16 protein-coding genes are annotated in these 21280 nt (G+C 41.3%); 7 read left to right on the top strand and 9 right to left on the bottom strand.

Annotated elements, in window-relative coordinates; all coding sequences use genetic code 11:
* Nucleotides 1-4 precede the first annotated feature (4 nt).
* Together IPJ16_04020 and IPJ16_04015 are read left to right on the top strand one after the other, a co-directional pair.
* On the top strand, nt 5-1768 hold the full coding sequence (locus tag IPJ16_04020) for a RagB/SusD family nutrient uptake outer membrane protein (GenBank protein ID MBK7626354.1): 1764 nt from the start codon (nt 5-7) through the stop codon (nt 1766-1768).
* 85 nt (nt 1769-1853) lie between these two features.
* Nucleotides 1854-2720, top strand: a complete 867-nt coding sequence (locus IPJ16_04015) for an endonuclease/exonuclease/phosphatase family protein (GenBank protein MBK7626353.1) — start codon at nt 1854-1856, stop codon at nt 2718-2720.
* A gap of 139 nt (nt 2721-2859) precedes the next feature.
* Here the strand turns inward: IPJ16_04015 and IPJ16_04010 are convergent, their stop codons facing one another.
* Nucleotides 2860-3378 carry a 5'(3')-deoxyribonucleotidase gene (locus tag IPJ16_04010; protein ID MBK7626352.1) on the bottom strand — a complete coding sequence of 173 codons (519 nt, stop codon included), beginning with the start codon at nt 3376-3378 and terminating at the stop codon, nt 2860-2862.
* Between the two features lie 120 nt (nt 3379-3498).
* Between IPJ16_04010 and IPJ16_04005 the strand changes: the two genes are divergently transcribed.
* The gene (locus IPJ16_04005; GenBank protein MBK7626351.1) at nt 3499-4512 is read left to right on the top strand and encodes a phosphotriesterase; all 1014 of its coding nucleotides are present in this window, start codon (nt 3499-3501) and stop codon (nt 4510-4512) included.
* A gap of 105 nt (nt 4513-4617) precedes the next feature.
* On the opposite strand, the gene IPJ16_04000 is transcribed toward IPJ16_04005, so the two are convergent.
* The gene (locus tag IPJ16_04000; protein MBK7626350.1) at nt 4618-6771 is read right to left on the bottom strand and encodes a DUF5110 domain-containing protein; all 2154 of its coding nucleotides are present in this window, start codon (nt 6769-6771) and stop codon (nt 4618-4620) included.
* A gap of 390 nt (nt 6772-7161) precedes the next feature.
* Here IPJ16_04000 and IPJ16_03995 point away from each other — a divergent pair, with 390 nt between their 5' ends.
* Both IPJ16_03995 and IPJ16_03990 read left to right on the top strand, forming a co-directional pair.
* Complete coding sequence (locus tag IPJ16_03995) at nt 7162-8145, top strand: PmoA family protein (GenBank protein MBK7626349.1); 984 nt, start codon at nt 7162-7164, stop codon at nt 8143-8145.
* A 25-nt stretch (nt 8146-8170) separates the two neighbouring features.
* Entirely contained in the window at nt 8171-8962 is a 792-nt protein-coding gene (locus tag IPJ16_03990; protein ID MBK7626348.1) for an NIPSNAP family protein, read from the top strand.
* Nucleotides 8963-9087: 125 nt separating this feature from the next.
* Here the strand turns inward: IPJ16_03990 and IPJ16_03985 are convergent, their stop codons facing one another.
* The 6 genes from IPJ16_03985 to IPJ16_03960 form a co-directional block, all read right to left on the bottom strand.
* On the bottom strand, nt 9088-10449 hold the full coding sequence (locus tag IPJ16_03985; GenBank protein MBK7626347.1) for a TrpB-like pyridoxal phosphate-dependent enzyme: 1362 nt from the start codon (nt 10447-10449) through the stop codon (nt 9088-9090).
* 393 nt (nt 10450-10842) lie between these two features.
* Nucleotides 10843-12093, bottom strand: a complete 1251-nt coding sequence (gene aroA, locus IPJ16_03980; protein ID MBK7626346.1) for a 3-phosphoshikimate 1-carboxyvinyltransferase — start codon at nt 12091-12093, stop codon at nt 10843-10845.
* 17 nt (nt 12094-12110) lie between these two features.
* Nucleotides 12111-13217, bottom strand: a complete 1107-nt coding sequence (locus tag IPJ16_03975; protein MBK7626345.1) for a bifunctional 3-deoxy-7-phosphoheptulonate synthase/chorismate mutase type II — start codon at nt 13215-13217, stop codon at nt 12111-12113.
* Between the two features lie 73 nt (nt 13218-13290).
* Entirely contained in the window at nt 13291-14136 is an 846-nt protein-coding gene (locus IPJ16_03970) for a prephenate dehydrogenase (GenBank protein MBK7626344.1), read from the bottom strand.
* A gap of 118 nt (nt 14137-14254) precedes the next feature.
* Nucleotides 14255-15421 carry an aminotransferase class I/II-fold pyridoxal phosphate-dependent enzyme gene (locus tag IPJ16_03965; protein MBK7626343.1) on the bottom strand — a complete coding sequence of 389 codons (1167 nt, stop codon included), beginning with the start codon at nt 15419-15421 and terminating at the stop codon, nt 14255-14257.
* Complete coding sequence (locus IPJ16_03960) at nt 15411-16241, bottom strand: prephenate dehydratase (protein MBK7626342.1); 831 nt, start codon at nt 16239-16241, stop codon at nt 15411-15413. The genes IPJ16_03965 and IPJ16_03960 overlap by 11 nt, the downstream gene beginning before the upstream one ends.
* Before the next feature lie 495 nt (nt 16242-16736).
* On the opposite strand from IPJ16_03960, the gene IPJ16_03955 reads away from it, so the two are divergent.
* Both IPJ16_03955 and IPJ16_03950 read left to right on the top strand, forming a co-directional pair.
* Nucleotides 16737-18611, top strand: a complete 1875-nt coding sequence (locus tag IPJ16_03955) for a hypothetical protein (protein MBK7626341.1) — start codon at nt 16737-16739, stop codon at nt 18609-18611.
* A 53-nt stretch (nt 18612-18664) separates the two neighbouring features.
* Nucleotides 18665-20566, top strand: a complete 1902-nt coding sequence (locus IPJ16_03950; protein MBK7626340.1) for a rhamnogalacturonan lyase — start codon at nt 18665-18667, stop codon at nt 20564-20566.
* 23 nt (nt 20567-20589) lie between these two features.
* Here the strand turns inward: IPJ16_03950 and IPJ16_03945 are convergent, their stop codons facing one another.
* Nucleotides 20590-21183 (bottom strand): bifunctional phosphoribosyl-AMP cyclohydrolase/phosphoribosyl-ATP diphosphatase HisIE, encoded by a 594-nt coding sequence (locus IPJ16_03945; protein MBK7626339.1) that lies wholly within the window; start codon nt 21181-21183, stop codon nt 20590-20592.
* Nucleotides 21184-21280: the final 97 nt, after the last annotated feature.

The raw sequence follows: 21280 nt of genomic DNA, 5'->3' as shown, positions 1-21280 counted from the left end.
AGTTATGAAAAAACAATATTTGTGGTTTATCCTTTTAAGCATCCTGGTGGTGAGCTGCGACCTCGAACAGGTTCCGCAGGCAACTGCATCTAAATCTGCAGTTTTCAGCAGCCAGCAGGGTCTGGATCTGTATACATATTCCTTCTATGGCATGTTGCCGAACCGTTCTACGAGTCTCGACGCAATGTCTGATTATATGGCAGTAAAAACTGTTTTCCCGTTTGTCCAGAAGAGCACTTTCGGAGCTGTTAACAGTTCAGGATGGAGCTGGGGCGATCTCAGGAACGTCAATTATTTTATTGCAAACAATAAGGATCCAAAAGTATCTGAGACTGTCAGGAAGAATTACACTGGTATAGCAAAATTCTTCAGGGCTTACTTCTATTACGAAAAAGTAAAAAGGTTTGGTAATGTACCATGGATTGGTAAACCTCTCGATGTTACCGACCCGATCCTTTACGGAGGTCGTGATCCAAGAGCTCTTGTTATGGACTCTGTACTTGCTGACCTTAATTATGCCTGTGAAAACATCACAGTAACAAATGATGCAACCAGAAGTCAGATTACCAAATATGTTGCCTATGCACTTAAAGCAAGGATTTGCCTTTTTGAAGGTACATTCAGAAAATATCATACAGAACTTGGTCTTCAGGCTACTGCTTCAACATGGCTTAATGAAGCTGCTACAGCAGCCAAGTATGTTATGGATGCCAATGTATATTCAATCTATACAACCGGCGGTGCCGGCAAGTCTTATCGTACAGTTTTCACCAATGCAGCTCCGATAGCTAGCGAAGTGATGCTCGCATCTATATGCGACCTTACCTTAAATGTTCTTAACGATGCAAACTGGTACTGGACAAGCGGTACCTACGGCGACAAGGCAAGTTTCACAAGGACTTTTATTAATACATATCTGAAACTTGATGGTACTCCTTATACAAATGATCCGGGTTACACAACCCAGTTATTTAAAGATGAGGTTAAGAACAGGGACTTAAGACTAAAACAGACAATCCGTTTAGGCGATTACAAAAGGATAAGTGGTGGTCTTCTGGTACCTGCTCCTCCACTCTTCTCTTATACCTTTACAGGTTATCAGCCTATTAAATGGACCCTCGACGACATGTATTATGATACACGAGATCTGAACATTAACTCAATAGCAATGTTCCGTTATGCAGAGGTTCTGTTGAACTATGCCGAGGCAAAAGCTGAGCTTGGAACCCTTACCGACGCTGAATGGGCTGCTACTGTTGGAGTGCTTCGCGCCAGAGGTGGTATCACAGGTGGCCTCACAACAAAGCCAACTGTAGTTGATCCTTACCTTAAGTCAGTCTACTTCCCTGATATTTCTGATCCGGTTATTCTGGAAGTCAGAAGAGAAAGAGGTATTGAATTGTGTCTCGAAGGTTTCCGTTTTGCCGATATCCTGAGATGGAAGAGAGGCGAACTAATGAATCAGGAGTGGAACGGATTTTATGTTCCTGCTCTCAATACACCTATGGATCTTAATGAGGATGCAATAAACGACGTTGTATTCTATCAGGGAACGAAACCTTCACTTGGATCAGCACTAACTTATGTTGATGTTTCTCCGACAGTATCCGGAAAAGTAAATTCACAGTTGTTAAAGAATGGTACTTCCGGTGAACTGACATGGATGAACAACATCGTAAGAATGTGGGAAGACAAGATGTATTACTATCCGATTCCGACCACAGACCTTGTAACTAATCCTAATCTGGGACAGAACCCGGGCTGGTAGTCAAAATTGTCTATAATAAATTTTAACCGCAAAGCGAGCAAAGTATGCAGACTTTGCGGTTATTTTTTTCAAAATATTTAGAAAAATGAAAAGCAGAAGACTTATTAAAGTATTGTCAATAGTATTGATAATGATTCCCGGAACCATTTTTTCGGTAAACGGACAATCAAAAAAAGAGACACCATTTACCATAATTACTTATAATATCCGTATGAATACTCCTGATGATAAGGAGAATGCATGGCCTTTGAGAAAGGAAAAAGTCGCCGGATTACTAAAATTCCACAAGGCAGATATTTTTAATGTTCAGGAGGCACTTCCCGAACAGATGGATGACCTTGTTTCTATGTTCCCCGATTTTGATCACGTTGGCGTAGGCCGCGATGATGGCAAGAGGGCAGGTGAGCATATGGGTGTTTTTTACAGTAAAGCCCGTTTCGAGAAGTTAACCGATGGTATGTTCTGGCTTAATGAGGCGACAGATAAACCAGGTTTCGGATGGGATGCTGTATGTAACAGAACAGTTACCTGGATTAAACTTAAAGATAAAATCACTAAGAAAAGTTTCTTAGTTTTAGATACTCATTTTGACCACCGTGGGGTAAAAGCAAGGGAAGAGGCTGCAAAGCTTATTCTTGCAAAAATCAAGGTAATAAATTCAGAGAATCTTCCTCTGATCCTTACAGGCGATCTTAACCTGGTTAAGACCTCAATTCCGGTACAGTCAATTCTTGCCGAACTGCCTGACGCGATGGACAAAACCGTAACTCCTCATTACGGACCAACAGGTACCAGCGGCGGGTTTGATGTAAAGGTATTGCCGAGAAAGATTGACTATATCTTTATAAATGATAAGGTTACAGTTCTGAGGCATGGACATTTGTCTGATTCATTCGGACTATTTTATCCGTCAGATCATTTACCGGTGCTGGCTGAGGTTAGATTGAAATAACCTTACCGCAGAGGAGCGCAGAGCCTGATTGATTTAATCACACACCAGTAAAAAATGCAGAGTGCCGCAGAGAGTCTTCTTCCTCTGCGGTTCTCTTTTTTAACCTCAGCGGTTCTCTGCGGTTAAAGGAATTTTTATATCAAAGCAGAAGAGCTTCAATCTCTGCCCAGGAAGCAACTGGTTTGTGCCGGTGACCGGTGCTGTTAATGTTGTGCGGCTGAACAAACATCAGTGTTTCACCTTCAAAATTATCGAGGTTTTTGAAATGGTCGTCAATCATTATATCTGCTTTAATGAGGCTCTTGTTTCCGCAAAAAACACTCTGTCGCCAGGTTATAAATGGAAAGTGTTCATGAAGCCATATCTGCTTATCTGTAAGGCTAACAGCGAACTCGGTTGCCATTGAGACTATAACAATATCGTACTTCTTATTCAGCTGCTCAAGTACCCTCTGACTATCATGCATTACGGGCATTGAAAGGAAGAAACCAGGAGTATTTACCCATCTCAGGACTTCAGGGAAGGCTTCCCCTTCCTTAATGCCGGTTATCTCATCCATTGTTTTTCTCAGTCCGGTCTTTTCTTCATGCAGATCATTGAACCGTTGATATACATCTGCAAGGACCCCATCCATATCTACCAGTATCCTTTTCATTATTATTAGTTTGAAGTGCCTAAAGTGCCTAAAGTTAAACCTTGCATTTTTTTTAATTGCAGACAAAAGTATTTATTTCTAATGTTTTTCTACTTTAGTATTTGATATTATAACACTATTACAATGAGAAATTTTATAAGCATTGCTGCAATCTCTTTTCTGTTATTGTTTTCACAATGCAGTACACAGAATGATGGTGTGATTATGACTGTAAAAGGTCCCGTTAAGGCGAGCGAAATGGGTGTCTCCCTGACCCATGAACATATACTGGTTGATTTTATCGGTGCTGATTCGATAAATCAGAACAGATGGGATAAACTGAGGGTTTCTGAAAAGGTGCTTCCATATCTTACTGCAATTAAAGATCTTGGCTGCCGGACATTTGTTGAGTGTACCCCTGAATATATTGGCAGAGATCCTGTATTGCTTAAATCGTTATCGGAAGCAACCGGACTAAATATCATAACAAACACAGGTTATTACGGAGCTGCAAATGATAAATATATTCCGAAACATGCCTATGATAAGTCTGCTGAGGAACTTGCATCCGGATGGGTGGATGAATGGAATAATGGAATCGGGAATACCGGTATCAGGCCGGGTTTTATCAAAATTGGAGTCGATAGTAAATCTTTATCTGATATTGACAGGAAACTTGTAGTTGCTGCGGCAAAAACACACCTTAAAACAGGATTGGTTATCGCGTCACATACCGGTCCGGCAATACCTGCATTTGAGCAGCTTGAAATATTACAGAGTGAGGGAGTAAATCCTGAAGCATTTATCTGGGTTCATGCACAGGGGGAGAAAGATTTAAGCAATCATATTAAGGCGGCAAAGATGGGTGCATGGATCGGTCTTGACGGAATAAATGAGAATAATTGTGAAGATTATGTCAGGATGATTAAGAATCTGAAAGATAATGATTTGCTTAACAAAATTCTTTTATCCCACGATGCCGGCTGGTACGATCCTGCCAAGGAGAATGGCGGTGAATTCCGGGGATTCACAACACTTTTTGAAAAGCTGATTCCTTTACTTAAAGCTGAGGGTTTTACTGCAAAGGAGATTGATCAGCTTATGGTAACTAACCCGGCAGAAGCATTTGCTGTCAGGATTCGAAATCTTAAAAAATAATTTTTTACCACAGAGACACGGAGGGCACTGAGGTACACAGAGATGTTTATTGATAGTCCTCTGTGTATCTTCGTGTTCTTCGTGTCTCCGTGTTTAGCTTTTCAATTATTTTATAGTCATATACTTCCACATAACGAAGCCGACATTATCCGGTTTTCCTTTTTCAGGTTTTGAAATTGTTCCGAACGGTTTTCCTTTTTTGTCGGGGGTAACTTTTATCTCACGCCATGAGTAGATTCCTTTTTCATAGTCGTATGTTTCTCCGTCATCATCATATAGCATATATCGGCCCGGCATTGTTCCGTAATACCTGATTTCCAGATCGTATTTTTCCCCTGCAGCAGGAGCATGCAGAACAGCCTTCGTCATCGGGATTATGCCCCCATCCTTCACATAAACCGGAATCCTTTCCATCCCGGGCGAAACGGTTATTACTTCACCATCTCCGGCAAATTCTCCTGTATAAAAATCGTACCATTTTCCCTTTGGAAGGACTACTTTCCTTGATGTCTGTCCGGTAAAGAGAGGAGCAACAAGCAGGTATTCACCGGTCATATACTGGTCGCGGATCTCCTTAAGAACAGCCTCTGCATAGGGATTATCATTAAGATTTTCATTTCTCAGTTCCATTTTAGCCCCGGCATCAAACCCCGGTTCCAGACTCATACCGCGAAATGGGGGAGTACCTTCAAAATGATATTTGGCAAATTCACTGTACAGGTATGGCATAAGCTGCATCCTCAAAAGAGCATACTCTTTTACCTCCTTTTCAACATCAGGAAAAGACCATGGTTTTGTACCGCTCGACCAGGCATTGATCATTGCCATGGGAGAGAAGATGACAGTCTGCATCCTTCTCAGCCACTCCTCGCTGGTTTTCGACCCACGTACCTCTGGTGTCCATAGTACGCCGCTGAATCCGCTGTTAATCAGAGCGGTAATGAAGTCTTCATGACTGTAATAATCGTTGTAGATAACATACGGGAAGGATGATCCTCCGCCGTTTGATGACCTGGTTAATCCGAATGTCCTTATATTCTTTTCATGATACAGATCTGTTGTCATTTTCTGTAGCAGCAATCCATAGGTCTGGCGCAGATGTTCAGCACTGTTTCCAGATGGAAATATTGCCACATCGGGCCATAGCCATCTGTCGTATCCATCGCTTTCATCTATTTTATACCCGCTGACACCCGGTGTTACCTGGTCATAATCAATCTGGTCAATCATGATTTTCCTGGCTTCAGGAATTGTAAGGTCTGCCACAACACCTCCCCATACGGTGTGAGTGCCGGTAAAAGGTAATATTTTACTGTACATTGGCGATTCGGGTGAGACATAAGGATTGGTCCACAGGTTTAACCTGATACCCATCTCCTTCATCGTTTTAATGAAAGCCGGAGGATCGGGATACCTTGTTTTATCCCATTCGAAAGTACATGGATAGGATTTGCTCTGCCAGCCTGGTTCAAGACCGATATAATCGAGTGGAAATCCTTTTTCCGAGAATAACTTTGCCTCTTCTTCTACCTGTTTTGATGTATAAAGAGTTGGAACCCGCTGAGTGAATCCGAGTCCCCATCTCGGAGGCAGACAACCTCCGCCTGAATATAGATTATATCTGCGTACTGCATCCAGAGCAGTAGGTCCGGCAAAGATGTAGATTTCAACACCTGTTGTTGGCACAACGATCTCTACTGCATCAGAATATGGTTGTGAACTCCATTTTTTATCTGTGTTCCGGTCGCGCGGTTCAGGTGCATCAGGGCTATCTTTCCTTACACCGGTACCGGCATATACAGTCAAATACCTGGAACTATTCACGAATACTCCATATCCCCTGTCGGAAACATAAAAAGGAACCGGTGCGTGCGTGCGCCCATTATCTGTTCCTCCGTAATGATCAACATGCAACTGGAGTATTTTACCGCGCTGATGTACTGTCTTGAAATTTAGTCCAAAGCCGAAGATCTGTTCGTTTTTTTCGAGGGGAAACCTCAGGTATGTTTGCCCATTTGTAACATTTGTTACAATATTATTTTCAGCAAGCGGAAATTGTGATTGAACCATTTTTGCCAGAGCTTCCACTGATGGTTTAATGCCTGCTGAATTAAACAGATCCAGTTTATCAGGCTTGCCAACCACTGTTTTCCATACTCCGGGTGCTACTTCAGTCCAGGAATTTGATTGTGCAGTAAGGTTCAATGAAAGACTAAACAGAATTAGAGCCAGGAAGATCTTGATATATAAGGTTCTCATATTCATAATGTTATTTCTTAAAGAATTCCTTTGTGACCTTAGTGTTGTACTTTGTGATCCTTTGAGGTTATTTTTTTTACCACAAAGGGCACGAAGGTTTTCGCGAAGGTACACAAAGTACCATTTACTAAATCTCGCTGAGGATGAAAAGGTGAATAATTATGAGATTAAAAGGAGTTAGACTGTAAATAGGATTATGTTAAAAACTGTTAAAAACTCTCAATTATGAAAAAACTTCACGGTTAAATGTGTACGTTAACGATTTAGAATTAAATTTACATGAGACAACTCCTTAAATACTTAAATATGAAAAGAAACTATGATTCATTCTTTAAAAAGATCTTCGCAGCGATTCTTGCAGCGACACTTTTTATGTCAACATCTCAGTTAATGGCCCAGTCAGCTAAGGTGAAGCTGGAAAGAGATGATGCCAAACGTAAAGTTGATGTGATGGTTGACGGGAAGTTGTTTACCTCCTATCAGTATCCTGAAAATCTTGAGAAACCTTTCCTTTCTCCGATATATGCTCCGAATGGTGCTGTTATAACAAGAGGTTTCCCTCTGGAAGCAAGAAAGGGTGAAAGAGTTGATCATCCTCACCATATCGGACTCTGGTTCAATCATGGAAATGTAAACGGACTCGATTTCTGGAATAACTCATCGGCAATTGCTGCTGATAAGAAGGATACCTATGGACATATTAAGGTTCAGAGCGTTACAAAAGCGGAGAGCGGAAAGCAAGGTATACTTGAGGTAGTTTCTAACTGGGATGATAATAAAGGAAATACCCTTCTTGTTGAAAAGACGACTTATATTTTTACGGGTGATAAGAATAGCAGGACTGTTGATCATATCTCAGTTCTGACTGCAGCCAACGGACTTGTTACAATTACAGATAACAAAGAAGGGATGTTTGCGATCAGGGTAGACCGCGCTTTTGAAATGCCTTCAAAGGAATCACTGATCTTCACAGATGAGAAGGGCAATCCGACAACTGTCAAAGCTACTGATAATACAGGAGTTACAGGTATGTACACCTCAAGCAGCGGACTTAAGGGTGATGCAGTATGGGGAACAAGGAATTCATGGGTAGTACTCACAGGTGTGAAAGATAATGTAACAGTTTCTTTCGGGATCTTCGACAATCCTAAGAATCCGGGTTATCCTGCCTATGCTCATGCAAGAGGTTATGGACTCTTCTCTGTAAATAACCTCGGACAAAACTCATACGATCCGAAGCAGGAGAAAGTTGTTTATAAACTTGAGAAAGGAGAATCAATGACTCTTCGTCACAGGTTCTTTGTACAGTCAGGTTCTGAAATAACCTCAGATCAGGCTGGTAAAGTAGCAGCTGATTTTGCGAAGGCATATTAACTATTTAATATTAAATATATTACCTATGAAAAACTCAAACCCAATCTTCAAAACTTTAACTGCATTAATGCTGTACCTTGCTCTTACATTAAGCAGTTTTTCAGCTCCCAAACAGCAATACTATGAAGTTAAGCTTTACCGTATTAGCGGTCCTGCACAGGAGGCTATGATGGATGCATATCTTAAGGATGCATATATCCCTGCTCTTCATCGTGCCGGTATTGCCAATGTAGGTGTTTTTAAACCGGTTGAGGCAGATACAGCTTTTGGAAAAATGGTTTATGTATTCATTCCTTATAAAACACTTGAGCAGTACGGCCAGCTGGCTGAAAAGCTTGCAAAAGATGCAGTTTATGCTGCAGCAGGAAAGGCATTTCTTGATGCTCCTTACAACAATCCACCTTATGTAAGATATGAGAGTATCCTTGCAAAAGCCTTTACTCACATGCCTGAATTCAGGGCTCCTAAATTTGACACAAAAATGTCAGAAAGGATTTATGAATATCGCAGTTACGAAAGTGCAACAGAAGCCAAGGCTGAAAAGAAAATTGAGATGTTCAATACAGGAGGTGAGATCGGAATTTTCGAAGCTATTGGTGCCAATGCCGCATTTTATGCAAAGGTTATTATGGGAAGCCAGATGCCGCGACTCATCTATATGACCACATATGCGAATATGCAAACACATGATGAGTGCTGGGCAAAATTCAGGGCTCATCCCGACTGGAAGAGAATTTCAGGAATGGAGGAGTATAAGAACACAACTTCAAAAACCAGAGCATATCTGCTTCATCCAACAGATTATTCCGATTTTTAGTTTTTCTCTGTGGCTCTCTGTGTCTTCTCTGTGAATCTCTGTGTAATAATTCTTTAAGAACTTACACAGAGTTGCACAGAGGCCTTAGGCAAGCTAAGGCTGACACAGAGTTACACAGAGTTCCATTAGACTGTAATATTTATTTTTGAAATAGCATCCTCAATTTCAGCATCTGACAGTGAGTGATCGGGCAGATTGTTCTCGAAATACTTCTCGTAAGCTGAAATATCAAAATGACCGTGACCGCTCAGGTTGAAGAGGATTGTCTTTGGAACTCCTTCCAGATCGGCTCTTCTTGCTTCATCAAGGGCACCTGCAATAGCATAAGTTGATTCAGGAGCAGGAAGTATTCCTTCGTTTCTTGCGAAAAGAACACCTGCCTCAAAGCACTCCCTCTGCAGTTTTGCTTTTGCCTCAATAAGTCCGTCTTTGAGCAACTGACTCACAATCACACCGGCACCATGGTAACGAAGTCCGCCTGCATGAATTTTCTCAGGAATATAATTATGCCCAAGGGTGAACATCGGAAGGAGTGGAGTCATCCCGGCTGAATCGCCAAAATCATACATGAATTTGCCTTTTGTCAGTTTCGGACAGGATGCAGGTTCAACCGCCACCAGCCTAATATCCTTCTTGTTAAGAAGTTTTTCGCGAAGGAAAGGAAATGCGATTCCTGAGAAGTTTGATCCGCCGCCAAAGCAGCCTATTACAACATCAGGGTAATCACCGGCCTTTTCCATTTGGATCAGTGCTTCCTGTCCGATAATGGTCTGATGCAGACTAACGTGGTTCAGCACACTGCCCAGGGAGTACTTTGTATATGGGTCTTGTGATGCGACTTCCATTGCCTCAGAGATAGCAATACCCAGACTGCCCGGAGAATCAGGATCCAGTTCGAGAACTTTCCTGCCGAAAACAGTCATTGTACTGGGTGAAGCGAGTACTTTTGCATTATAGGTGTTCATAAGAAGCTTACGTCCAGGTTTGTTATCATAGCTTACCCTTACCATAAAGACCAGTAACTCAAGTCCGAAGTAGTTACATGCAAAACTCATAGCAGATCCCCATTGTCCGGCACCAGTCTCGGTTGTTATTCTTCTTACACCTTCCTGTTTATTATAGTAAGCCTGTGGAATGGCTGTATTGGCCTTGTGCGATCCGGAATAGTTTCCGCCTTCATATTTGTAGTAGATCTTACTTTTTGTTCCCAGTGCTTTTTCCAGGTTCCGGGCTCTGAAAAGGGGTGATGGACGATATGTTCTGTAAAGGTCAAGTACCTCATCAGGTATATCAATATATCTTTCTGTGGAAACCTCCTGTTTAATAAGTTCCATCGGGAACACAGCCGCAAGATCTTCAGGACCAATAGGCTGCTTTGTTCCGGGATGCAGGGGAGGCATAGGTTTGTTTGGCATATCTGCCAGGAGGTTATACCATTGTCTTGGCATTTCATTCTCACTTAAAATAATCTTTCTGATCTTTTCCATTTTTTTTGATTTTATAGTTTGGTTTAAATTTTTCACAAAAAAAAAGCACACTGTGAACAGTGTGCCTATATAAATAAATATCTTGTTAGTATTATATAATGGCGTGTCTCACAGCTTTAACCGAAGAGCTGCGCCAAGACCAACTATATAACATTGTTGTTTTCATAATAAAACAATCGATTTTAAAGGTATTATGGAACTCGCCTCGACAAGTCTTGGCTCGGTTCATCGCGACAAAAATAATTAAAATTTTAAAATATCAACACAAATTCACTTTTATTTTAAATTTTACTTAGTATTCAGATGTTTTTACAAGAATCCGGAAGCAAAAACTGCCCTTATTATAACTTCCGTCTTCGGTCTTCGGTCTCCGGTCTTCCGTCTCCCGTCTTCTCATTCATGTACCAAAGCCCCCATATGCCTTAGGTCATCAAAGAAGCCGGGATATGATTTCGCAACACACTGAGAATCTCTTATAAATACCCTTCCTTCAGCTCCAAGAGCTGCAACAGCAACTGCCATTGCTATACGATGATCATCGTGTGATTCAACATGTGCGCCCTGTGGTTTTCCGCCTGTAACAGACATCACATCACCATTTATTCCAATCTTGATACCCATCTTACTGAATTCTGTCTGAAGAGTTGCAGCTCTGTCGCTCTCTTTATGTATCAGGCGCGATACCCCTTTTATTGTTGAAGTTCCTGAGCAATATGCTGCAAGAGCAACGAGCGGAGGGAAGAGATCGGGTGATTCGGTGGCATCAAACTCAAATGCTTTTAGTTTTGATTTTGAGACGCTGATATTATTACCTTCTGTGGTCATATTCGCTCCAGTCAGTTTCAGGGCTTCAAGTATAGCCATATCGCTCTGTCTGCTGTCTGAATTAAGTCCTTTTACTGTAATATTTCCGTTTATAGCTCCGGCAACAAGAAGGAATGCTCCACCGCTCCAGTCTCCCTCAACAGTGTAATTACATGTTTTATATTTTTGTCCTCCGGGAATCTGGAAGAGTGAATAATCAACAACATGAATTGTGATGCCAAAAGAATTAAGAATCTGAATAGTCATGTCGATATATGGTTTGCTCTTCAGATTGTTTACTTTTACAACAGAATCTTTAACTGCAAGCGGAAGTGCCATCAGCAGTCCTGTAAGCAACTGACTGCTAACCGATCCGTCTATTTCACATCGTCCTCCTTTAATCGGACCATGAATAGTAAGAGGAGGGAATCCGTTGTTACTTGTGCATTTAACACCCAGCTGGACCAAAGCCTCCTCAATCATCGACATAGGTCTTTTTTTGAGTGAATTTGCGCCAGCCATTGTAATTTCTACAGGGTATAAAGCGGCAATAGGAGAGAACATACGCATTGCCAGTCCCGATTCTCCGCAATTCAGTTTGTGTTCCTTCAGTACGGCTGATCCGGTAATAATAAGCTCATCGGCTTTTGGGACAACTCTCGCTCCCAGACCCACAGCTATGCTCATTGCCGCGAGTGAATCGTCGCAATATGAGGGATTATAGATTATGCTTTGTCCGTTCGTAAGCAGGGCAGCTGCTATCGCCCTTTGTGTCATGCTCTTTGAGGAAGGTGCTTTAATTGTACCCTTAATAGCGGACGGATCAACATATCTTTCCATAGGTTTCTTATTTATTCTTACTTAGGGTCTTTCACCCCGTTATTCATCACTTTCATCTGATGGTTAATAGACTCCTGGTGAATTGCTTTGAAAATTGAATCAATCAATTCTGCACTTAGTCCTTTAGCCTGCCCTTTGACGATTACTTTATTAATAATTTCATCCCAGCGGGTACTCTGCAAGATAGTGATATTATTTTCCTTTTTATAACGTCCGATCGTTTCTGCTACTTTCATTCTTTTTTCCATCAGATCAAGGAGATGATCGTCGTATACGTCAATCTGCTGACGTAATTCTCCGAGAACATCAAGGAGTTTTGGATCATTTGTGCTCGCATTCCTGAGAACAAGCCTGCTTAAAAGTTCCTTAAGATCGTTTGGTGTAAGCTGCTGGGCTGAATCGCTGAGAGCTTTTGCAGGATCGGGATGTGACTCGATCATTAATCCATCGAAGTTAAGGTCCATGGCTTTCTGTGAGATCTCATACAGATATTGCCTGGCACCGCCTATATGACTAGGATCGCAGATAATAGGAAGATCGGGAATTCTCCTGCGTAATTCAATTGGCAACTGCCAGTTAGGCTGGTTCCTGTACAGAGTCTTTTCATATGATGAGAAACCACGGTGAATAGCTCCGATCCGTGTAATACCTGCTTTGGCAATTCTTTCAATGGCACCCATCCATAATTCAATGTCGGGATTAATCGGATTTTTAATCAAAACCATTACATCAACACCCTGCAGGGCGTCTGAGATCTCCTGTACTGTGAAAGGATTAACAGATGTCCGGGCGCCGATCCAAAGCATGTCCACTCCATATTTAAGTGCCTCATATACATGTCTTTCGTTGGCAACCTCGGTTCCGACAAGAAGTCCTGTCTCCTGTTTTACACGTCTCAGCCATTTTAATCCTTCTGACCCTACTCCTTCAAAAGAGTTGGGCCTTGTACGGGGTTTCCATATACCGGCTCTGAAGACACTGACCTCTTTCATCTGTGCCAGCTGCATAGCTGTCTCCATTACCTGTTCTTCTGTCTCTGCACTGCATGGTCCGGAGATCAGAAAAGGCCTTCCTTTGTAGCCTCTCCAGTCTTTGATTAGTGAATTCTCAAGTTTTAAAACCATTATTTGAATTTTTAAGTTTTCTGATTCGAATGTTCTTACTTCGTTTGTTCTTACTTCGTTTGTTCTATTGTTCTTAATTCAAAATTTTCCTGATTTTATTCGCCTCCTCCATAAGACCTTTCAACCCTTCAATATCCTTCTCTTTTATCTTTTCTCTGAAATCATTCATTTTTTCGATATATGTATCTAAGACTTCAATTATATAGTCGGAATTTTCAAGAAAGATAGGAGCCCATGTCTCCCCATTACTTTTTGCAAGCCTTACTGTGCTGTCGAAACCTCCGCCTGCCAGTGTAAGAATATTCTGTTCTTTCTTTTCTTTTTCAAGTACGCATAATGCCAGTGAAAATGATGTAATATGTGAGATATGAGATACATAGGCGACGTGAATATCATGTTCTTTCGATTTCATATATACTTTACGCATATTGAGTATCTCAAGCATTTTTTCGATCTTTTTGAGAGCGTCGGCATCACTTAGTTCTTTATCGCAGATAATAGCCGGTTTATAGTCAAACAGTTTCCCGATTGCTGCAAGAGGACCGGAATATTCTGTACCAGCCATAGGGTGTACCGCTACATATCTGCCTCGGCCGGGATGATCTTTTGAAGCTCTGGCGATGCTGCCTTTTGTTGATCCCATATCGGTTACAACCTTTGAAGTACCTGCAATCTTGTCGAGAATTTTTGGCAATAAGACACAGTTATTATTTACAGGGGCTGAAAGAATTATTAAATCACTTTTTTTTATGGCATCTTCGAGTGAAGCAATCTCATCAACCAGTCCGGTCAGAAGTGCTATATTCTGGTGACGGATATTTGTGTCTACACCAATTATCTTTTTTGCGAAACCTCTTTTGCGAAGATCAACCACCAGCGATCCGCCTATGAGTCCTATTCCTACAACAGTTATTGTCATCCTTGAGTGAGTTTAATCTATATTATTATTGTTTTTCGTCTGAAGACCGGAGACCGGAGACCGAAGTTTTTTTCTTCCGTCTTCGGTCTTCCGTCTTCCGTCTTCCGTCTTCCGTCTTTCATTCATCTTTTAATTTCTCCAATCTTTCTTTTGCTTCCATTAGTCTTTGCTCTGTTGCACAGAGTGAAATTCGTATATACCTCTGACCATTTTCTCCGAAAATAAAGCCCGGAGTTATGAAAACATGGGTCTTATTGAGGATATCTTCAATGTATTCTTCACAGCTCGCTATTGAATCAGGGATTCTACCCCAGAGGAAGAGCCCAACCTGTGCCCTGTCATAATCAGCACCAAGAAGATCCATTATCTGTTCAACGATCGCACGTCGCTTTGAGTAAACGGTATTTACTGTGTCGTACCACGATTCAGGATTTCCAAGTGCCTCAATAGCAGCCATCTGCATTCCAAGAAACATCCCGGAGTCCATATTGCTTTTAACCTTAAGTACCTCAGTTATATAATCATTATGTCCGGCAGCCATACCAACCCGCCACCCGGCCATATTATGAGATTTGCTCAGTGAATTAAGTTCAAGGGCAACATCCTTAGAGCCTTCAACTTCAAGTATACTGTGATACTCTTTGTTCTGAATGAAACTATAGGGATTGTCATTTACCAGCAGTATTCTGTGCTTTGTCGCAAAGGCTACAAGTTTTTCAAACAACTTCAGCGATCCGGGCGTTCCTGTTGGCATGTGAGGATAGTTTATCCACATCAGTTTTACTCTGCTCAGATCACTTTTTTCGAGTTCATCGAGATCGGGGTACCAGCCTTTTTCTTTTACCAGATTATATTTTCTGACAATACCTCCAACCAGATTTGTTACAGAGGAATATGTCGGATAACCAGGGTCAGGCACCAGTACTTCATCACCCGGATTTACAAATGCCATACTGATGTGCATTATGCCCTCCTTGCTGCCCATAAGCAGAAGGATCTCATTTTCAGGATTCAGACCAACATGAAAATATTTTTTATACCAGTCTGCAAAAGCGTTTCTTAGAGAAAGGATCCCCGTATAGTTCTGATATCCGTGGGAAGTCGCTTTTTTTGCTTCAGTAACAAGGGCTGAAACAGTGCTTTCTGAAGGAGGCTGGTCGGGGCTACCGATGCCAAGGTTTATTATATCAGCTCCTTCCCTCCGCATCTTGTCTATCTGGGCAAGCTTCTTTGAGAAATAGTATTCCTGTACTTTTCCGGTACGGTCTGCGGGTTTAACTATCATATAACATATCTCCTTTAAAATATACTCCAAGAACTTCGAGGTTGCTGGTATGATGTTCCAGAACTCTTCTGATAACGTCGGCACTTGTATTTTTATGGATCTCAAGGTCGACATAAAAAAGATATTCCCATTCGCCATTCAAACGGGGTACTGATTGAATCTTTGTCAGGTTTATATCAAGCTCGGCAAGTGTTACCAGAACTTTGGCAAGTGAGCCGGGCTGATGGCCGGTAGAGAAACAAATTGAAACTTTATCACCTCTTTTGTTACCATGGTCTTCTGGTCCGACAATCAGGAATCGGGTATAATTCTGCTTATATGTCTCTATACCCGAAGCAAGGATCTTCAGACCATATATTTCAGCGGCATTCGATGAAGCAATTGCTGCAACCCCTGATAATTTGTTCTCACAGATTTGTCTTGCACTTGCTGCAGTATCATCGCTTTCAATAAGCGTAATGTGCTGATGCTGATTTAGATAGTTCATGCATTGTTGTATGGCAATAGGATGTGTTCTGATCTCTTTGATATCTTCAATAGTCTGCCCGGGAAGTGCCATCAGGTTCTGGACTATCCGAAGGTTATGTTCACCAAGGATCTTCATTCCTGATTCCCTTATCAGGGTGTAGTTATGAAGAATGCTGCCTGATCTGGCATTCTCAATTGCCATAACTGCAAAGTCGGCTTCACCATCCTTCATTCTGCTGAGAGTAAGATCGAAAGTAGAACATGGTACAATTTCTATTTCATCGTAATTGAAATATTGCCTTGCAGCAACTTCGTGAAAACTTCCCCTTTCTCCCTGTACTGTAACTTTCATCCTGTAATATTATTAAAAAAATAAGGGCCCCTCTCCGGGACCCTTGATTCATATAAATTTAATTATCTGTATACAAAAATCCCATTATCTCTTTTTAAAATAAAAAAAGAAGTAATAAAAGGATATAAAATAATTGTATACGATATTCATTTGCCTGTGTTATTGGTTTACAAAAGTAGTCTATTTTTTAAAAATACAAGTAAAAAATAAGAAAAAGTGTAAATTAGGTTTAATTTTATAAGGAGGTTTACTTCATTTGATCTGTTTCAAGGCATTTTGGGCTAAAGCTAACGGCAATTTGTATATAAAATCATGAACTGTTAAAAATATATTGCTTTCAATTGATATGCATAATCTGATTAATTGTCTCAATTGCCGTCGGTTTTAACCGACGGATTTATTGCATTAGTATAATTCTGAAAGTTTTTGAAGGGATTATTAGAACATTTTATACATTTAATATAAAAATCAGTAGTAAAATATATTATCAAAATTATGAAGAAATTATTCCTAACTGTTTCATTTTTAATTGGTCTTGCATCAGTTACTCTTTATGCAGAAAATTATAAAAACTTTAAAGTGGCAGTATATGCCCGCGCTTATGAGGTGCAGAAAATGGACAGTCTGCCATGGCTTGATCCTATTTGGAACGAAATATCAAGGCAGGTAAAAGTTGATAAGATCTACCTTGAAACTCATCGCGATCTGCTGGTAGTTGATGAAAAAACACTTCTCTCTGCTAAGAAATATTTTGAAGACAGGGGTATCAAAACAGCAGGGGGGATAACCCTTACTGTGAATGAAAGTAACCGTTTTGAGACTTTCTGTTATTCAAATCCGGAACACCGGAAAAAAGTTAAGGAGATAGTAGAGTACACCGCCAGGCACTTTAACGAGATTATCCTCGATGATTTCTTCTTTACTAACTGCAAATGCGAGTTATGTATTAAAGCGAAGGGAAACCTTTCATGGACACAGTACCGGCTGAAACTTATGACTGAAGCTTCGACAGAACTTATTCTTAAGCCTGCCAAAGCAGTCAATCCGAAGGTTAAGGTTGTAGTTAAATACCCAAACTGGTATGAACATTTTCAGGGACTTGGTTTTAATCTCGAGACAGAACCAAAGCTATTTGACGGAATATATACCGGGACAGAAACACGCGATCCGGTAATGGCCGGACAGCATCTGCAGCAGTACCTGGGATATGGAATTTTCAGATACTTTGAGAATATTAAACCGGGCGGTAATGGAGGAGGCTGGGTTGATACAGGCGGTATGCTTTATATGGATCGTTATGCCGAGCAGTTATGGATAACACTTTTTGCAAAAGCACCTGAGATTACTCTTTTTGATTTCAGGCAGTTACAACGTCCTATCCGGCCAACCGATCGTGCCAAATGGCAAGGATCACAAACCAGTTTCGATTTTGATGAAATGATTAAACCTGTAGTTTCTGAAAACGGGAAAACAATAACACCTACGACAGTAGCACGGGCAGCAGGGTACACGTTTGAAAAAGTAGATCAGTTCCTCGGACAGCTGGGTAAACCAATCGGTATTAAGAGCTATAAGCCTTATAACTCTTCAGGGGAGGATTTCCTTCAGAATTATCTGGGTATGGCCGGGATCCCTGTAGAAATTGTACCTGAATTCCCGACAGATGCAAAAATGATCCTGTTGACAGAATCGGCAAAATTTGATCCTCAAATCGTTACGCGGATCAAAGGGCAATTGATGGCCGGGAAGAATGTTATGATAACATCCGGGTTGCTAAGAGCACTTCAGGGAAAGGGGATTGAGGATATTGTTGAGCTCGAATACACCGATAGAAAGGTACTTGTTAAAGAATTTGCCACCGGCTGGATGGGTACAACCATTGCTAAAACAGATATACTTTTTCCCCAGATTACTTTTCTGACAAATGATTCCTGGGAAGATATCTCAGGTCTCGCATCTGGAAGTGGCTGGCCGGTTCTGCATCAGGCAAGATATGCTAACGGTTCGCTTTTTGTCCTTACTGTTCCGGAAAATTTCGGAGATCTTTATAATCTTCCGGCGGCAGTTCTGAACCGTATCCGCAATATTCTGACACAGGACATAAAGGTGAGGATTGAAGGTCCGGCACAGGTAAGTCTGTTTGTTTATGATAATGGATCTTTTATTGTCGAATCATTCCTTCCGGAGAGTGTCAGTATCAAAATTATTACTGATAAACAGACTGTTAAGCTATCCAATGTTATTACCGGTGATGAAATTACCGGCAAAGATGTACCGGATGGACGAATCTGGGGCAGACCAAATGATTCTGTCAGGTCCTATGAAGTAACTGTTAAACCTCATTCATATATTGTATTTCAGACAAAGTAGTTTTTACATTACAATTTCATGCGAACTAAATTTTCTTTATACATGATAAAATAATGATAAATAAGGTCATATCGAAAGTATCAATTTTTTTTATTCTGACTTTTATCCTTCTTTGTACAGGAACTTATGGTTACTCCCAGCGGCAAATGGAAAACCTAAACAGAGGCTTAATTGCTGTTAGAACAACAGGAGATTCTGTTTATATTGGATGGAGGATGCTTGGGACTGAGTCTGATGGTGTTGCATATAATTTATACCGGCAGGGCGGAAACGGGAAGCCGGTAAAACTCAATAAAAAACCTCTTTCTGAAAGCACAAATTATGTTGATGCCACTGTTAATTTATTAACAGATAACTCCTGGTATGTAAGGGCTATTCTGAATGGTAAAGAGCAGGAGAAAAGCGAATCTTACACTCTTAAGGCAAATTCTCCGGTTCAGCAGTATTTAAATATTCCACTGAGAACTCCCTCTGGTTACACACCAAACGACGTTTCAGCAGGCGATCTTGATGGCGATGGCGAATATGAACTTGTTCTTCATCAAACTGGCAGAAGTATTGATACTCCTTCTACCGGTATATCAGGGATTCCTATTTTTCAGGCATATGAGCCTGACGGAACTTTCCTGTGGGAAATAAGCCTTGGCAGAAATATTCGTGAAGGAGCTCATTATACCCAGTTCATGGTTTTTGACCTCGATAGTGACGGGATTGCAGAATTTGCATGTAAAACTGCCGATGGAACAATTGATGGAAACGGAAAAGTAATTGGTGATTCGACAAAAGACTGGCGTAACCTCAATAAAGACAGTGGCCCTTTTTATGGAAAGGTTCTTGATGGCCCGGAGTATTTTACAATCTTCAGTGGAAAGACAGGTGAGGCGCTTGTCACAACAGATTATATACCAAATCGTTACCCCTTAAATGGATGGAACGGTCATGGAGGAAACGGCGGAGGCGACAGTACAGGGAACCGAGTTGACAGGATGCTTGCTTGTGTCGCATATCTCGATGGAGTGCATCCTAGTGTTGTAATGTGCCGGGGTTATTACGGGAGATCTGTTTTGACTGCATGGGACTGGCGTGATGGAAAACTATCTTCACGCTGGGTATTTGACAGTAAAGATGGTGAAAATCCGTATTCGGGTCAGGGTAATCATAATTTAAGCGTTGCCGATGTTGACGGAGATGGCAGGGATGAGATTATTTATGGATCAATGGTAGTTGATGATAATGGGCAGGGTCTCTTTTCAACAGGATTCAGACATGGCGATGCTATTCATGTAGGGGAATTCATACCGGGAAGAAGAGGGCTGCAGGTGTTCGGGATCCACGAAATCGAAGAAAACACTACAGGTCCGGGTGTTGCAGTTTTTGACGCCCGTACCGGGGAAGTACTATATAAAGGTTCAATGAATAAAGATGTTGGCAGGGGAGTAGCCGGTGATATTGATCCTTCAAATCCGGGTGCGGAGATGTGGTGGGCAGGTTCAGGCGGTTTGTTCAGTATGACCGGTGAGAGGATCGGGGAGATGCCTGCCTCTACTAATTTTCTAATCTGGTGGGATGCCGACCTTACGAGGGAATTGCTCGATGGAAATCATATTGACAAGTACAAAACAGGCCGAATATTTACTGCTGAGGGTTGCAGTTCGAATAACGGTTCAAAGTCGACACCTGCCTTGAGTGCCGATCTCTTTGGTGACTGGCGTGAAGAGGTAATATTCAGAACTGCGGACAACAAAAATCTTAGAATCTATACAACTGTGATCCCGTCAAAATACAGGTTTCGTACTTTGATGCACAACCCACAGTACAGGCTGGCGATTGCAACTCAGAATGTTGCGTATAACCAGCCTCCGAATACAAGTTTCTTTATCGGGGAAGGGATGAAGAAATTTTCAGGCCCTGAAATTAGTGTCGTCCCGACGAGAATTGTAAAGTCTGGAAAATAGTTTATAAGCTTTCTGGTTGTTTTTTATTTCTTATGTCTTTCCATCAGAACCTTTTCAATTTTCTGCAGATCAGTGCCTTTTGATTTAAGTAAGATAAGCAAGTGGTATAGCAGGTCGGCGGCTTCATTTTTAAACAGGTCGGCATTATTGTCCTTCGCCTCAATTATCAGCTCAACTGCCTCTTCACCTACTTTTTGGGCAACTTTATTGATGCCTTTTTTATATAATTTGTTTGTATACGAATCGACTGCATCTTCGTCAATGCGCTGATTAATAATTTGTTCCAGTTGATATAAAAAACCTTTGGGAGTCTCTTCTGCAAAACATCCGGTGCTTCCTGTGTGGCACACCGGACCGGCAGGATCTACTTTAATCAGAATTGAATCATTATCACAATCTGCCAGGATCTCTTTTACGAACAGGAAGTTACCAGAGGTTTCCCCTTTGGTCCACAGGCGATTTTTGCTCCGGCTGAAGAATGTGACCTTTCCCTCTGATTCAGTCTTCATCAGTGCCTCTTCATTCATATATCCAACCATCAGCACCTGCAGTGTGTTATTGTCCTGAATAACAACCGGTACCAGTCCGTTTCCTTTTTTGAAATCTATATTTTCCATAATAATAAGTATTCATTCCTGGTTTTCTCTGTGGTTCTCTGTGTCTTCTCAGTGTATCTCTGTGTAACTATTTTTAAGAACTGTCACAGAGCTACAC

It is taken from the genome of Bacteroidales bacterium, assembly GCA_016709865.1.
Taxonomy (GTDB): Bacteria; Bacteroidota; Bacteroidia; order Bacteroidales; family VadinHA17; genus LD21.
Note: the sequence above shows the minus strand (reverse complement) of the source record. Positions and strands in the feature narration are given on the sequence as shown.

Coding starts and splice junctions, on each gene's coding strand:
- IPJ16_04020 (MBK7626354.1), top strand. CDS start 5: ATGAAAAAACAATATTTGTGGTTTATCCTTTTAAGCATCCTGGTGGTG.
- IPJ16_04015 (MBK7626353.1), top strand. CDS start 1,854: ATGAAAAGCAGAAGACTTATTAAAGTATTGTCAATAGTATTGATAATG.
- IPJ16_04005 (MBK7626351.1), top strand. CDS start 3,499: ATGAGAAATTTTATAAGCATTGCTGCAATCTCTTTTCTGTTATTGTTT.
- IPJ16_04000 (MBK7626350.1), bottom strand. CDS start 6,771: ATGAGAACCTTATATATCAAGATCTTCCTGGCTCTAATTCTGTTTAGT.
- IPJ16_03995 (MBK7626349.1), top strand. CDS start 7,162: ATGGCCCAGTCAGCTAAGGTGAAGCTGGAAAGAGATGATGCCAAACGT.
- IPJ16_03990 (MBK7626348.1), top strand. CDS start 8,171: ATGAAAAACTCAAACCCAATCTTCAAAACTTTAACTGCATTAATGCTG.
- IPJ16_03985 (MBK7626347.1), bottom strand. CDS start 10,449: ATGGAAAAGATCAGAAAGATTATTTTAAGTGAGAATGAAATGCCAAGA.
- aroA (MBK7626346.1), bottom strand. CDS start 12,093: ATGGAAAGATATGTTGATCCGTCCGCTATTAAGGGTACAATTAAAGCA.
- IPJ16_03975 (MBK7626345.1), bottom strand. CDS start 13,217: ATGGTTTTAAAACTTGAGAATTCACTAATCAAAGACTGGAGAGGCTAC.
- IPJ16_03970 (MBK7626344.1), bottom strand. CDS start 14,136: ATGACAATAACTGTTGTAGGAATAGGACTCATAGGCGGATCGCTGGTG.
- IPJ16_03965 (MBK7626343.1), bottom strand. CDS start 15,421: ATGATAGTTAAACCCGCAGACCGTACCGGAAAAGTACAGGAATACTAT.
- IPJ16_03960 (MBK7626342.1), bottom strand. CDS start 16,241: ATGAAAGTTACAGTACAGGGAGAAAGGGGAAGTTTTCACGAAGTTGCT.
- IPJ16_03955 (MBK7626341.1), top strand. CDS start 16,737: ATGAAGAAATTATTCCTAACTGTTTCATTTTTAATTGGTCTTGCATCA.
- IPJ16_03950 (MBK7626340.1), top strand. CDS start 18,665: ATGATAAATAAGGTCATATCGAAAGTATCAATTTTTTTTATTCTGACT.
- IPJ16_03945 (MBK7626339.1), bottom strand. CDS start 21,183: ATGGAAAATATAGATTTCAAAAAAGGAAACGGACTGGTACCGGTTGTT.